This is a genomic window from Haloferula sp. BvORR071 (genome assembly GCF_000739615.1).
Taxonomy (GTDB): Bacteria; Verrucomicrobiota; Verrucomicrobiia; order Verrucomicrobiales; family Akkermansiaceae; genus Haloferula.
Window position 1 is genome coordinate 121,099 of record NZ_BATP01000027.1, and the last position, 14,224, is coordinate 135,322.

The window sequence follows — 14,224 nt, forward strand, 5'->3', positions numbered from 1 at the left end:
ATTTGTCTAAGAAATTGCAGGGTTGCGCGTTCGGGTCCTACCAATGCGAAAACTCCTCCTCCTGCCCCTGCTGGCAAGTGTCCCCCCGGTCCTAGCCGATCCCGCCCCGGAAGCCGACGCGCTGAATCCGATGATCGTGACCGCCTCCCGCACGGAGGACGAAAAGAAAGACGTGCCCTACACGGTCACGGAGATCGATGCGGACTACATCCAGGAAAATACCCGCCGGACCCTGCCCGATGCGCTGCAATTCACTCCCGGCGTGCTGGTGCAGAAGACCACGGTGGGCCATGGCTCGCCCTACATCCGCGGCTTCACGGGGCGCCAGAACCTGCTGATGATCGATGGCGTGCGCGTCAACAACTCCGCCTGGCGCAGCGGCCCGGTGCAGTACTGGAACACGATTGATCCCTATTCGATCGACCACTTCGAGCTGGTCCGCAGCCAGGGATCCGTGCTCTACGGGTCGGACGCAATCGGCGGCACGATGAATGTTTTCACGAAGTCCTCGGACTTCCGCGATCAGCCGGACGGCGCCTTCTTCACCCACGGCCAAGCCTACTACGAATACCGTAGCAATGGCGAGGACTCCAACATCGGCCACATCGAGAGTTCCTTTGGCGTGGGCGGCCTGTATGGCGTCCACCTCGGCCTCTCCGCGAAGGACTACGGCGACATCCGCGACTCCGCGGTGGGCCTGATGAAGAACACCGGCTACCCGGAGCAGGACCTCGATTTCCGCCTGGACTATGCGCTGAATCCGCAGACCACGCTGACGCTCGTCCACCAGCAGGTGAACCAGGATGCAATCTCACGCTGGCACTCCACCCTCTTCAATCCCGGCTGGCAGCACAGCGGTCATATCGTGCAGCCCGGCACTTGGCTGGCGCGCACCTATGACCAGGAGCGCTCGCTGACCTACGCCCGGATCGAGCAGAACAACGACGACAACGCCTTCATCCAGCACTGGAATGCCACGGTCTCCTACCAGACCACCCGCGACTCGGAAGAGCAATACCGCACCAAGACCGACCGCCGCTACCAGATCGCGGAGCTCAATACCGTAGGCTTCGACACCTCCTTCGAGTCTAACATGGGGCCGGGCAAGCTGGTCTATGGCGTGGACTACTACCACGACTCCACCGAGTCCGAAGGCTACCGCCGCCGCGCCGCGCCGCCGCTGAAGTATGACCCGGCCACCCGCCCGCTCGCGGATGACTCGAACTACGAGCTCTTCGGTGCCTTCGTGCAGTACCAGTACCAGCCGGTCGATCCCTTCGAACTGACCGGCGGCCTGCGCTACACCTATGCGCAAGCCGAGCTGGGCCGCTTCTGGGATGCTGCCGCCGCCCAGGACCAGTACGGCGTGGATCGCGATTGGGACGATGTGGTCGGCTCGCTGCGCGCGATCTATCACTTCAACGATTGCTGGAGCGTCTACGGTGGTGCCTCGCAGGCCTTCCGCGCGCCAAACCTGGATGACCTCTCCGGCAACTTGACCGCCCGCTCGGGCCTGAACTCCACCGGCTCCGCGGATGTGGATCCGGAAAAATACATCACCTACGAGATCGGCACCCGCCACCTGACCGAGTGCACCTCGGTCAACCTCTCCGCCTTCTACACGGACATTGATGACCTGATCGTCGGCGTGCCGGTAGCCCCGGCCAGCGCGACCACGGTGGCGACCAATGGCCGCGACGGCTATGTCTATGGCGTGGAACTCGAAGGCGCCTGGCGCTTCCACCCGCAGTGGACCGTTTCCGGCTTCGCCGCCTGGCAAGACGGCCGCACCGAAACCGCTGCCTATCTCGGCGGTCCGATCGTGGATGAACCCGGCTCCCGCCTCCTGCCGCTCACCGGCTCCGTGGCGCTGCGCTGGACCTCCCTCGATGAAGTCCTCTGGGTCGAAGGCCGGGTGCTCGCCGCCGGTGAAGAAGATCGCCTGAGCGCCAGCGACCGCGCCGACAACCAGCGCATCCCCTCGCTCGGCACCCCCGGCTACGTCGTCTGCATGGTCCACGCCGGCTGGCGTGTGAACGAGCACCTCGAGCTGACCGGCGGGGTGGAGAACATCACCAACGAGGACTACCGCAACCACGGCTCCGGCACCAACGAGCCCGGCACCAACTTCATCGTCGGCGCCAAGGTGCTGTGGTGATCGGTAAGCGGAAGGCGACGAGCGTTAGAGCAAGCTCAAGCGCGGACCTTCCTTCGACAGAAAAACAATTCCCAGCGATCCCCCGGGCGCATCCGGTAAGGTTCGGTAAAACAAAGAAGCCGCGGCCCCCCCACTCGCGGCTTCTTTCGTTTTGCTCAAGAAAGCCGCCCAACTACCCTTAACTGTAGATGGCCAAATATCCTTGTGCATTCACCCGAAATAACTTTTAACCTAACCGTCATGCACCTCCCCCGGCTGAAATCAATTGTTAGAACAACTAAACATCAGACACTTCCCTTCCTGTTTGCCGCGCTTTGCCATATGGCCTCGGGCGCGGGCGTAGCCGCTCTGAAAGAGCAGCCCTTCCACTCAGACAATTCAGCACAGCCTCTTGCATTTTCTGAGGTAGGAGGCGGTGGCGGCCCTATGTTCAGCTTCAAGATTGGAAAATCGACCCGGAATGTCGATAGAGGCAAGGTAGCCGGGATTGTAACCATTCCGGCAGAACTCCCCAAGACGATCGCAAACGAGGAGCAGATCAAGCCCCTACGCAAGACTCTTGATGAGATGAAGGCCTTTGCTGCAAAGTTTCCAAAATCCGAAACTATAATGCGCCCCTACATCGAGGCCTACTCCACTCACGTCAAAAACTTTGACACAGGAATGGTGCGGTATGAATCCAAATGGATAACCAAAGCGGAATATGCCCCAATTAAGGAAGAGGCAGATGATTCCCAAAGGGCAATCGACGATAGGGAAAGGAGAATGGCCGCCTTGCGAACTGCGGATCGGAAAAGCATGGATGAATTCGCAGCCAAGCAAAGGGCACAAGGCCTCGAAGAATACAACGGCCTATGGTTGCCGGTGGAGGAAGTGCGGAAACTTGTCGAACGCGATCGAATCAACGCTGGATTCGCAAATTCGGTGGATTCGAAGACTATTGCCGGGGCCATCTATTCAGTTTTCCAAGTCACAGAAAGCGGTTTCCTGATTGAGGTAGAGAGCGGCCAATCGAAACAGGGTGGAATCAATTCATCTCTTGCTTACCTCGTCGGAGTGAACACCGCGAGCGCGGCTGATGGAGATGCTTACCGGAGCGATCTCTTTTGGTGCGGAAACTATACCTATGTTACGAGAGGGCGCACCACCCGAACAGTAAACTCCTATTGCCTCAACAGGAACGACGCGATCACTCGCTTAAAGAATCAAGCCACTAACCCCGGCGGCAGCGAAGTGGAGCAGGGCGGAGGCGTAGCAGATCAGCCTGCCAAGCATCCCGACGTCGGGGTACTAGCTGGAGCAAAAGCCAGCGGGTCTGGATTTTTTGTAGGTTCCGAGGGCTACCTAATCACCAACGAACACGTCGTTCATGGCGCGAAATCGGCAAAGATCTTGCTCAATGACTCGCTGACCGACGCTGAGATTATTACCGTCAACAAGACCGCAGATCTCGCACTCCTTAAGGTGGCCAAGAAGATGAAAGGCCTCGCTGTCCTCCAACCGGAGGCAAAGACGGGATTGGACGTCTTCGCCATCGGCTTCCCGCAACCTGAAATTCAGGGCAAGGATGTAAAGGTCACCAAAGGAATCATTAGCGGTGGAAAAGGATTTGGAGATGACGAGACGAGGTTCCAAATCGATGCAGCCGTTCAACCAGGCAATTCCGGAGGACCACTTTGCGATTCTTCGGGAAATCTGGTTGGAGTGGTTGTGGCTGGACTCGACCAGATCGCCGTTGCTCAGTCTACTGGCACGTTGCCTCAAAACGTCAACTACGCCATCAAGGCGAGCCAGGTATTGGCATTGTTGAAGTCAAAGTCCGTGTCCTTTGAGTCCGTAGATGCGCCAGCTACGGGATCTGCGGTTGACGCCATGGAGCGAGCCTCGGATTGCACGGTTCTCGTGGTGGCCTACTAAGGCCCGCCACCTCCTCTTACCTTCACTTGAAAATCTCCGCGAAGAACACCTTCATCGCCTCCCACGAGCGCTTGTCAGCCTTCTCGTTGTAGGCCGCGCCCTTCGACTTGTCGTCGCCTGCCATCTTCTGGGTGAAGCCGTGGACCGCACCGCTGTAGGCGGTGAACTGCCAGTCCACGTCTGCCTCAGTCATCTCCTTGCCGAAGGCCATGACTTGTTCGGTCGGCACGAAGGGGTCCTCCGCGCCGTGGAGCACCAGTACCTTCGCCTTCACCCCACCGGCCGTGGCTTCCTTGCCCGCTGCGGCATCGAGCCCGCCGTGGAAAGAAACCACGCCCGCGATGTCCGCACCGCTGCGTGCCAGCTCCAGCACGCCGGTGCCGCCGAAGCAGTAGCCGATCGCCGCGATCTTCGAGGTATCCGTGTGCTCCTCCTTCTGCAGGACTTCGAGGCCAGCCTTGAGACGGGCACGGAAGAGATCACGGTCGCCCTTGTACTTCCCGGCTTCCTGTCCCGCGGCCGGCGGCACGGGACGGATGCCCTTGCCGTAGATGTCCGCGGCGAAGACGTTGTAGCCCAGCTCCGCCAATTGCCGCGCGCGGCCCTTCTCGTAATCCGTCAGCCCGGTCCACTGGTGGATCACCAGCACCGCCGGGCGCTTGCCCTTCACGGCATCGTCATAGACGTGGAAGCCTTCGAGGGTCGTGTCGCCCTGCTTGTATTCCACCGGCTTTTCAACCAGTGCGGCAGAGGCGGAGATTGCGGTGGTAGCTGCGCTCATCAGGGAGAGAAGGAGAGTCTTGGTCTTCATGGCTCCCGGCATGAAAGCGCGGGCAGAGGGGCTGTCAAATGACGAACGCGCATCCCGGCAGCCTTTTGATCTCAACCGCTAAAAGACGTGAAATCCGCGAAAGTTGAACAGCCGAAGATCAAACCACGGAATACACAGAATGCACGGAAGTGGGTGTGGGGGGTGAAGCGAACCCGCAGCAGTCCAAGGGCTACGCCGCTATTTGGGCAGCATCAGCCCGTGCCTCACCATCTCCCTCACGAGCCCCGCGATCTGCCCGCCGACGCCTTGCACGCCGGCGAATTCCGGCTTGGCCAAAATCTCCGTCAGCATCTCCCCAGGCGTACCACCTTTGCGGCAGCACTCTAACAGACGCAGGATGAACTCATCCACTTGCCCGTCGTAGCTGAGACCGCCGGAGCTTTTCAGGCGGATCGTCCGCATGGCCCAGCCCTTCTCCAGGCTCATCTCGGTCTCCGCGAAGATCCCGTCCGGCACCCGGAAGCGACTGGCGAGAATCGCTTCCTCATCCTCCGCCACCGGGCTCTCCTCGAGCCAAGTCTGGCACTCAAAAATCCGCCGCACTTCCTCGCCCGCCGTCACCACGATCTTGAGCTCAGTGCGCGAGTCGCTGCGCTGCCAGTTCCTCCCGCCCGGGCGCTTGCGCATCGCCATGAAGCCGAGGTTGATCCCCACCGCGCCCAGCTCCGCATAGTAGCTGATCCAGGCATTCAGTTCCTCCTTGGGCGGCATCTTCCCGCGGCCACTCTCGCGCAACCAGCGGAAGGCATAGTCCGCCGGCAAGTGGCGCTCGCTGCGGAAGAGCCATACATCGCAGCCGCTATCCCGCGCCCACTCCAACGGACGCCGGTCCCACTGATCGGCATCCTGGTCGTACCAATTGAAAACCATGATCGCGATCCCACCGTCCTCCAGATAGTCCGGGAAAAGCTTCACCAGCGACTCGCAAAAGCCATCGCCCTTCAGCCCACCGCCATCGCGGAAGACGAAGGTATTCTGCGGTGAAATCACAAAGGGCGGATTGCTCGCGATCGCATCGAACTTCCGCCCGGCCAGTGGCTCGAAGCGGTCGCCCTGCGCCAACTCGATGCCATTCCGCCCTAACAGCTTTGCATTGAAGCGTGCGAAGCCCAGCGCCCGCTCGCTCAAGTCCGCAGCCGTCACCAGGCATCCCTTCTCCGCCATCCGCAGCGCCCCCCAACCGGCTCCCGCGCCCAGATCCAGCACACGCTCGCCCTTCTGCGCCGTCGCCAGCGCCGCCAGCATGCGCGAGGAATTCCCCTCACCCATCACATAGTCCGCACGGCCCGAAGCCAGAGCAGACGGATGATCATACGCAAACCAGCCGTGCTCATTCGCATCCAGCTTCGCGGCGGATCGCACCAGGTCATTGCCCAGCCCTTCTAACAGCCCGATCCTCATCAGCCCGAGCATCTCCGAGCCGAAGACTGCCATCGCCGCCTTGCCACCGACCGGCTCGCCGAGATCGAAGAGCTGCACGCAGGTCAGCATCGGCGAGTCCGCCGGCAGCAGCTTGGCCGCCAGATGGACCCGCGCCATGGGATCGCCCCGCCGGCGCAGATCGGCGGCTTCCAGGTCCGCCGGCGTGTAGCCCGCCCGCACCAATGCGGCGCGGAATGGCGCGGGATCCCAGTCTTGCAGGATTGCTTCGCTGAACATTCAGGGCTCGGCCTTTTCCACTTGGTAGAATCCCTTGATGCCCGCACGCGGCAGCGTGTGCGAGGTGCTCGGTCCCGTGGCCTGCACCGTCTCAATCACTTCGAAGGGCTCGGCCAGAGTCGCACTGTAGAGGATGTTATATTTCCCGCCCGGCACACTGTTCCAGGTCAGGACCAGTCCGGCCGGGGAGGGCTCAGCTGTCGCCTTGAAGAAGGAGGTGCCTTTGGTCGGATCCGTGCCGACCTGGGATTCCTCCAGGTTCGTCAGCCCGTCGTTGTCCGAGTCCAGATCACCGTCATCCGAGTGGACTTGCAGGCCGTATTGCTCCTCGAAGGAGTCCGGCATCCCATCGCCATCGGCATCGCCCGTGTAGGGCAGATTCGTAATCAACGGTAGCTGCGTGGGATCAGAGAGCTGGATGTAGGTCATCCGCACGCCATCGTGCGCCAGTTCGAGATCCTCGAAGGGCGGCCCGCCGGCGTTGCCGTTCGGTCCCTCGTGCTTCACGGAAATCACCCGCACCTTCCTCAGCACCAGGGAGAAGAAAACGGAAGGCAGCTTCTCCGACTCGACCGCCCAGTGGACCTTCGCCTCCTCGAAAACCTTGCCGGTGGCACAGGCCTTCATCAGCAGCGGCGAGGCCTTGTCGATCTCCTTGCGGATTCTGAGCTCGCTGCCCGGCAGCGGCGAAGCGCCGGCAACGGAAGCGGCCTCGAAATCCATCCATTCCAGATGGCCCGGAGAAGTCGATTCACCCGGAACCTCGGGGCCGAAGCTCAGCCAGCCATGAATGGCGGGTGCTGCGGAGACGGGAAACGCCAGAGCCGCCACCCATCCCGCAAGCGCCGCGAAGATTCGCCGCGGCCAGCGGTGGTGCGGGGTTTTCATTGTGGCGCCCCGCTGAAGTCGTATTCCGCCACCACCGGCTCTTCCATCGGCTCGCCGGTCTCATCGAGACGGGTGTAGCTCACCTTTAGCTTGATAGGGTAGAAGGACAGCCGGTCCGCCGGCGCGGAAACTGCGGTACCACCGGCACCACCGCCCCCACCACTCTGGCTATCGCCAGCGGAATTCTGGTAGGAACTGACTAGGATATCCGTCAAGGTCACTTGGTAGTAGTCGGTCTTTCCGCCGCTGGCGTTGGTCTTGCGCAGCGTCAGGATCGCCTGCGGGATGTGGTTGCCCTTGGCGCAGGCCAAGAAGAGCTGCGGGCTCGCCTTATCCAGCGGCTTGCTGAGCACGAGGTTGATGACCTTGGCCGCGCTGCCGCTGTTGCTGCAGCCCCAAGAGAAGCTCTCGATCTCGATCGCATCGCGGTGCTTCGAGTCCTTGGACTCGCCTTTGATGCCCTCGATCTCCAAGAGGTAGTCGGAGGCCGCGTGGGCGCTGGCGAGGGTCAATGCCACGGCCGGAGCCGTGAGCGCGAGGGTACGTGACAGGGAGGGAATAGGGTTCATAGCACCCGTATCCTGACTATTTAAAACACCTAGTCAAGCAGCAACGAAGACTGCCCTCCATGCTTGGATTCCAGGACCCTGGAAACTTTTCCCGGGACGGTCTCACGCTCTCCTCTTCGCCAAGGCGAGAACCACTCCCCCCGCCACGATTCCCCAGAATGCCGAGCCGATTCCCAGCAAAGTAATCCCCGACAAGGTCACGAAGAAGGTCAGCGCCGAGGCCTCCCGGTAGCGCTCCTCGCCCAAGGCCGCCGACAGCGCATTCCCGATCGTCGCGAGCAGTGCCAGCCCGCCGATCGCCAGCACCAGCTCGCGTGGAAAGGCCGCGAACAAGCCGGCCACCGTGGCCCCGAAGAGCCCGACCAGCAGGTAGAAGAAGCCCGAGCAAACCGGCGCCCAGTAGCGCCGCGCCGGGTTCGGATGGGCCTCCGGCCCTACCACGAAGGCCGCCGTGATTGCCGCCAGATTGATCCCGAAGGCGCCAAAGGGAGCTAACAGGAAGGTCGCGATCCCGGTCCAGCCGATCACTTTCGACACCGGTGCCTCATAGCCGCCCACCCGGATCGCCGCGATCCCGGGCAGGTTCTGCGAGGCCATCGTCACGATGAACAAGGGGATCCCGACCCCGATCAAGGCACCCACGGAGAACTCCGGATTCATCCACACCGGCACGGTAATGTTCCACGGCACCTTCTCCGCATGGAACTGCCCGCGCGTTGCCACGATCGCGATTCCCAAGAGCAGGATCAGCGGCACATTCGCCCGCGGCCAGAAGCGCCGCCCCAGCACATAGGCTCCTAACATCGGCAGCACCAGCCCCGGATCCGCGGGGATCGCCTTGAAAGCATCCAGCGCGAACTTCGCCAAGACCCCCGCCAGCAGGGCCGAGGCCAGAGGCAAGGGCAGGCGATTCATCACCTTTTCAAAGCCGCCGCTAAAACCCGCAATCGTGATCAGCACCGCGCTGAAGAGGAAGCACCCGATCGCCTGCGGCATGGTGAGGTGCCCCGCTCCCGCCGCAGCCGCGATCACCACAACGCCCGGCGTGGACCACGCGATCAGGATCGGCTTCCGCGTGATCAGGGAAAACAGAATCGTCGGCACGCCCATCCCGATCCCGATTGCCCAGATCCACGAGGCCGTCTGCTCGGGCGTCGCGTTCAGGCTCTGCGTGGCCTGGAAGATCAGCGCCACCGAGCTGGTGAAGCCCACCAGCACAGAGACAAAGCCCGCGACAAGGGCGGAGAGTGAGAAATCCTTCAACATCGCGGCAGCGTAGGCGGGCGGGCAGGGCTGCTCATCGCCCCGCATCCCCGCCGCGTCAACCGCCGGAGTGCGTCACCTTCCTCAGGGCTCTTCCACCCGGTAGAAGCGCTTCACTCCGCTGCGGTTTTTCGCGAACACCTGCAGGCCCGGCGCCCCCAAGGTGTAGCTGCCCTCCTCCTGCCAGATCTTCAGGTCAGTGGATGAGGTGACCTTGTATGGGATCCCGGCTTCGCCATGGAAGGTGAGGGTGAATTGCGCACCACTCGAACCCGATTGCGTAATGTAAGCGGTCGACTCCGGCGAGAAGCGCATCAGGCGCCTATTATCTTCGTCGCCCACCCAGAGATTGCTGCCCGCATCAAGGAACAGACCATAGGGATGGGCGAAGGACCGGCTGCTGCGGCCGCCGTAGGGAGCATAGCTGAAATTAGGAGCCCCCAGAACATTGTTGGCGTCCGCGCCGTTCGCCTTGGCTACAGCGTTGTTGAAAATGAGGACCCGATTGAAGCCGCGGTCCATCACGAAGAGCCGCCCCGTCGCGTCCACCGCCAGAGCAGTCGGCAGCGACATGCCGTAGGCTTCCGCGACACCGTCACCACCCAAGATGCCTGAGGCTGCGCCCAGCGGCTGAGTGGTCAGGGGGGTATTGTAGCGCACGACCCGGTTTTTCCCGGTATCTGCCACCCACAGGCGGCCTGCAGAGTCGATAGCGACCCCGCTCGGGCCACTCAGCAGGGCTGCATTGGCGCCCCCGACAGAGGTGACCAAGTCCTGCTGCCCGATCACGGCATCGGCGGCGACAGCGGCACCGCTGGTCCTTGCCGCCACGTTATTGAAGCGCAGCACCCGGTTATTGCCGTAGTCCGCGACGTAGAGATTGCCCGCGGAATCGAGTGCGAGGCCGCGCGGAGTGTCCAGGGTGGTCGAGGACAAACCGTCGCCGGTGGAGGTGAAGTTCTGCTGCCCCAGCACGATCGCCATGGCCGCGCCTGTAGGTGCCGTCGTGGCATTGGCAAAGGCCACCACCCGGCTGCACTGGGGATCGCTCACCCACAGCTTGCCGCTCGCATCCATGGCCAGGCCCCAAGTGCTGCCGAGATCGGTCGCAGAGGCACCTTCAAAATTGATGTCGCCCAGGCTGGGCTTGCCAAGGGCCGCCTCAGGAGGATTGCCGTTTTCCGCATCACCGCGGCTGGCGAAGCGGAGTACCCGACCGTAATCCGCCAGGAAGAATTTCCCGCTTACCGGATCCTCCAGTCCGCCCCGCACCTGGCCGGGAGCGGTCGCGGGATTGTAGAGGCTACTCGCGATCGAGGAAGTATTCGCGAAGCCGATCACCCCATCTGCGTTGGCCCCGTTGGCCTTGGCCGTGGCGTTGTCCCAGCGCAGCACGCGCTCGTTGTGGCGGTCCACTGTCCACAGGCGCCCCGCAGCATCGAAAGCCATCCCGCGGGTTTCATCGCTGATGCCTCCGGGAAGGTTCGAGTAGAAGGCATTCTGCTCGAAGCCCGCGCGGCCCAGCACCCCGTCAGCATTGGCTCCGTTGCCCCTGGCGGCGGCATTGTCCCAGCGCAAGATCCGTGAATTCTGGGTGTCCATCACGAAGAGGCTCCCGGAGGGAGTGACCTTGATCGTGACCGCCCGATCCGTGAGCGCCGGACCGGCCCCCTTCACGACGGAGGTGAAGTCCGCCTGGCCGAGCACGCCGTTCGCGACTGGCTGGTTCTGAGCCGTCGGATTGTCGTAGCGCAGCACCCGCGCGTTGTTGAAGTCGCAGACCCAGAGCCGGCCTTGGGCGTCCACATCCACGTCGGAGGGCTGATTGAGATTGATGGCGGTGGCGGCCCAAACGCCGCTGGTAAAGTTCGCTTGGCCCACCACGCCGTCGGCCGTGCCACCGTTGCCCTTGCTACTAGGATTATCGTAGCGGAGGACGCGATTATTGAAGTAGTCCGCCACCCACAGCCTTCCCTGGGCATCGACCGCCAGCCCCTGCGGGCGCGACAAACTGACCGCCGTGGCATCCGCGACGCGGCTGGTGAAATCCGGCTGACCGAGAACCTGCGCGGCCGGCGCGCCGCTGGCCGCGGTATCCGCATTGTCCCAGCGCAGCACCCGGTTGTTCTCGTGGTCCGCCACCCACAGCCGGCCGGCGGAATCAATGGCGAGGCCAGACGGGTATTCGATCTTGTCCTGGGCCAGGCCCCGGTCAGAGCTGTAGAGGTTCGGCTGCCCGAAGACGGCTTCCGCCGCGCCGCCATTCGCCAGTGCCGCAGCGGAGCTGAAGCGCAGCACCCGGTTGTTACCCCCGTCCGCCACGAAGACCTTGCCGCTCGCCGGACTGATCGTGATGTCCTCCGGCTGGAAGAGACGGGTGGGCGAGGGCAGGCCCGGCTGACCGATGATCTTTTCGGCGTCGTCGAAGTCCTTCCAGATGGCCCCGGAGGGAAGGACGAGAATGGCGGTAGCAGCGGCGAGGAGCAGGAGTGTCCTGTTAGATTGCATGGAGGAGGGCATGGCTGGAGTGAGGGAGGCTTGGGAGGCTTGGGAGGCTTGGGAGGCTTGGGAGGCTTGGGAGGCTTGGGAGGCTTGGGAGGCTTGGGAGGCTTGGGAGGCTTGGGAGGCTTGGGAGGCTTGGGAGGCTTGCGAGGCGACGAAAGCGGCAGGCTTGGTTTCTGCCGGTGAACGCTTATGGCAGATTTCCGTAATTTTGCCTATAAGACCTTAGCCGGATATGCCCTGCCCCTGAGCCTTGGCAGCTTCACCCGCTGGCCTCTGCTGATTCGGTCAATTTTTCCCCGCGTTCTTGCACCTACCCAGCCGCCTGCGGATGATGGCCCGCGGCCATGACCTTGTCCGCGCTCGACCTTTTTACCATCGGCGTGGGTCCCTCCTCCTCGCACACGGTGGGACCCATGCGGGCAGCGTGCCGCTTCGTGCTCGCGCTGCAGCAGAAAGGCCTGGCCCCACGGGTCGCCCGCCTGCACTGCGATCTCTACGGTTCGCTCGCCGCCACCGGCAAGGGCCACGGCACCGACTCCGCCATCCTGTTAGGCTTCTGCGGCCAGGAACCGGAGACCATCGAGATCGACAGCATTCCGGACCAGCTCGCCGCCATCCGCGCCGGGGTGCTGCGCACGCCTTGGGGTACGGATCTGCCCTTCAACGAGAAGACGGATCTCGACTTCAAGCGCCTCAAACCGCTGCCGATGCATCCGAACGGCATGCACTTCACCGCGCTCGATGCCGCGGGAAATCCGCTCGCGGATGAGATCTTCTATTCCCTCGGCGGCGGTTTCATCGCCACGGACGCGGAGATGCAGCAGCCCGCCGCGCCCGGGATCGCGGTCGCCCATCCCTTCACCTGTGCCGCGGAGTTGATGGCGCGCAGCGAGGTCACCGGCCTCTCGATCGCCGACCTCTTGTTGGAGAATGAAGCGGCTTTCCGCCCGGAGGCAGAGACCCGCGCCAGGCTCGATGCGATCTGGAACGCGATGCAGGCCTGCGTGAAACGCGGTTGCTCCCAGGAAGGCACCCTGCCGGGCGGACTGAAGGTCAAGCGCCGTGCCAAGGCGATCCATGCCGCGCTCTGCAACAACCCGGAAGCCTCGCTCACTGATCCGCTGACCATTCTCGACTGGGTCAATCTCTACGCGCTCGCGGTGAACGAAGAGAACGCCGCTGGCGGACGCGTGGTCACTGCGCCCACCAATGGCGCAGCTGGCATCATCCCCGCCGTGCTCCATTACGCCGTGCGGTTCCGGCGCTCGCCTTATCCCGACGGCGTGCACCGTTTCCTGCTCACTGCCGCCGCCATCGGCATGCTCTACAAGCGCAACGCTTCGATCTCAGGTGCGGAAGCCGGCTGCCAAGGCGAAGTCGGCGTGGCCTGCTCGATGGCTGCCGCCGGCCTGGTCGAATACCTCGGCGGCAAACCCACCCAAGTGGAGAATGCCGCGGAGATCGGCATGGAGCACAACCTCGGCCTGACCTGCGATCCCGTCGGGGGCTTGGTGCAGATTCCCTGCATCGAGCGCAACGCCATGGCCTCGGTGAAGGCGATCAATGCCTCCCGCCTCGCCATGGCAGGCGACGGCTCTCACTTCGTCTCCCTGGACAAGGTCATCAAGACCATGCGCGACACCGGCCGCGACATGAAGTCGAAGTACAAGGAGACCTCCCGCGGTGGCCTCGCCGTCAATGTGGTGGAGTGTTAGAGTCCGCCGATAGGTCTCATAGCACCTATAAGACCTATTCGGGGAAACCGCAGTCCGCCCTCAGAACGGACGCTCTACCACCACATACCCGCCGGAGCGAGCCTGGTAGTAAACATTCCCCGCGCGGTAGTAGCGCTGGCCGCCACGGTTCACGACGACGTAGCCGCTCGGCAGGGTGCGGATGACCGTTACGTGGCCCTCGTGCTGGAAGTCATCGCGGTCGCGTCCGTCTCCGTCGCGATCCACGCCATCCCAGTCGTTGTCATAGCCGCGCGGCTTGCCGTCCCATCCAGCATCACCCGGGTGCGGTGGCTTCACGACCACGTAGCTACTGCCCTGCGGACGGTAGTAAACGTTGTCATGAGAGTAGTAGCGGGTGCCAGAGACGACCTCGGTGCGATAGCCTGTTGGCAAGGTGTGCACCACGTAGCCCGGCTGATAAGTCGTGGCGGTGACCACGGCCCCGGATGCCGGTGTGTAGGTTTCCACACAGCTGCTCAGCAGCGCGGTGGCAGTGCCCAAGGTGAGAAGAGCGATTTTGGTTTTCATGGTAGTGTCAGTTGCGACATCCCGCTTCGCAGACCCCGTGCCCGGGCCGCCCTGCGCGGCCACAATCCGTGCAGCTACGGGGGTTGCGTGGGCATCAGCCTGGAATCCTCCCATCCTGTTTGGATGCACCCTGCTTCGCCACGCCGTGCATCCTGCAAGCGCCCCTCCC

General features: G+C 62.9%; 10 protein-coding genes. 3 read left to right on the forward strand and 7 right to left on the reverse strand.

What is annotated here, in order from left to right; all coding sequences use genetic code 11:
- The first annotated feature begins 43 nt into the window (after positions 1 to 43).
- Both BV071_RS15140 and BV071_RS33020 read left to right on the forward strand, forming a co-directional pair.
- Complete coding sequence (locus BV071_RS15140) at positions 44 to 2,158, forward strand: TonB-dependent receptor (RefSeq protein WP_035608718.1); 2,115 nt, start codon at positions 44 to 46, stop codon at positions 2,156 to 2,158.
- 240 nt (positions 2,159 to 2,398) lie between these two features.
- Positions 2,399 to 4,075 carry a serine protease gene (locus BV071_RS33020; RefSeq protein ID WP_081886015.1) on the forward strand — a complete coding sequence of 559 codons (1,677 nt, stop codon included), beginning with the start codon at positions 2,399 to 2,401 and terminating at the stop codon, positions 4,073 to 4,075.
- A 22-nt stretch (positions 4,076 to 4,097) separates the two neighbouring features.
- Here BV071_RS33020 and BV071_RS15150 read toward each other — a convergent pair whose 3' ends face one another.
- From BV071_RS15150 to BV071_RS15175, 6 genes are all read right to left on the reverse strand, one after another.
- Positions 4,098 to 4,886: a dienelactone hydrolase family protein gene (locus BV071_RS15150; protein WP_035608719.1), complete on the reverse strand. Its 789-nt coding sequence runs from the start codon at positions 4,884 to 4,886 to the stop codon at positions 4,098 to 4,100.
- 198 nt (positions 4,887 to 5,084) lie between these two features.
- On the reverse strand, positions 5,085 to 6,566 hold the full coding sequence (locus BV071_RS33025) for a methyltransferase (RefSeq protein ID WP_052573392.1): 1,482 nt from the start codon (positions 6,564 to 6,566) through the stop codon (positions 5,085 to 5,087).
- Positions 6,567 to 7,454, reverse strand: coding sequence for a type VI secretion system tube protein Hcp (locus BV071_RS33030; protein ID WP_052573393.1), 888 nt, complete (start codon positions 7,452 to 7,454; stop codon positions 6,567 to 6,569).
- Positions 7,451 to 8,023 (reverse strand): type VI secretion system tube protein Hcp, encoded by a 573-nt coding sequence (locus tag BV071_RS15165; RefSeq protein ID WP_052573394.1) that lies wholly within the window; start codon positions 8,021 to 8,023, stop codon positions 7,451 to 7,453. The genes BV071_RS33030 and BV071_RS15165 overlap by 4 nt, the downstream gene beginning before the upstream one ends.
- A gap of 102 nt (positions 8,024 to 8,125) precedes the next feature.
- On the reverse strand, positions 8,126 to 9,289 hold the full coding sequence (locus BV071_RS15170) for a benzoate/H(+) symporter BenE family transporter (RefSeq protein WP_035608901.1): 1,164 nt from the start codon (positions 9,287 to 9,289) through the stop codon (positions 8,126 to 8,128).
- 81 nt (positions 9,290 to 9,370) lie between these two features.
- Positions 9,371 to 11,806, reverse strand: a complete 2,436-nt coding sequence (locus BV071_RS15175) for an NHL repeat-containing protein (protein ID WP_265594474.1) — start codon at positions 11,804 to 11,806, stop codon at positions 9,371 to 9,373.
- Between the two features lie 329 nt (positions 11,807 to 12,135).
- Here BV071_RS15175 and BV071_RS15185 point away from each other — a divergent pair, with 329 nt between their 5' ends.
- Positions 12,136 to 13,506, forward strand: coding sequence for an L-serine ammonia-lyase (locus BV071_RS15185; RefSeq protein ID WP_035608725.1), 1,371 nt, complete (start codon positions 12,136 to 12,138; stop codon positions 13,504 to 13,506).
- Positions 13,507 to 13,566: 60 nt separating this feature from the next.
- Here the strand turns inward: BV071_RS15185 and BV071_RS15190 are convergent, their stop codons facing one another.
- Positions 13,567 to 14,055, reverse strand: a complete 489-nt coding sequence (locus tag BV071_RS15190) for a hypothetical protein (protein WP_035608728.1) — start codon at positions 14,053 to 14,055, stop codon at positions 13,567 to 13,569.
- Between the last annotated feature and the right edge of the window lie 169 nt (positions 14,056 to 14,224).

Bases quoted from the DNA above. Each gene is read 5' to 3' on its own strand.
- BV071_RS15175 (WP_265594474.1), bottom strand. From the start codon at position 11,806: ATGCCCTCCTCCATGCAATCTAACAGGACACTCCTGCTCCTCGCCGCT.
- BV071_RS33025 (WP_052573392.1), bottom strand. From the start codon at position 6,566: ATGTTCAGCGAAGCAATCCTGCAAGACTGGGATCCCGCGCCATTCCGC.
- BV071_RS15190 (WP_035608728.1), bottom strand. From the start codon at position 14,055: ATGAAAACCAAAATCGCTCTTCTCACCTTGGGCACTGCCACCGCGCTG.
- BV071_RS15140 (WP_035608718.1), top strand. From the start codon at position 44: ATGCGAAAACTCCTCCTCCTGCCCCTGCTGGCAAGTGTCCCCCCGGTC.
- BV071_RS15165 (WP_052573394.1), bottom strand. From the start codon at position 8,023: ATGAACCCTATTCCCTCCCTGTCACGTACCCTCGCGCTCACGGCTCCG.
- BV071_RS33020 (WP_081886015.1), top strand. From the start codon at position 2,399: ATGCACCTCCCCCGGCTGAAATCAATTGTTAGAACAACTAAACATCAG.
- BV071_RS33030 (WP_052573393.1), bottom strand. From the start codon at position 7,454: ATGAAAACCCCGCACCACCGCTGGCCGCGGCGAATCTTCGCGGCGCTT.
- BV071_RS15170 (WP_035608901.1), bottom strand. From the start codon at position 9,289: ATGTTGAAGGATTTCTCACTCTCCGCCCTTGTCGCGGGCTTTGTCTCT.
- BV071_RS15150 (WP_035608719.1), bottom strand. From the start codon at position 4,886: ATGAAGACCAAGACTCTCCTTCTCTCCCTGATGAGCGCAGCTACCACC.
- BV071_RS15185 (WP_035608725.1), top strand. From the start codon at position 12,136: ATGACCTTGTCCGCGCTCGACCTTTTTACCATCGGCGTGGGTCCCTCC.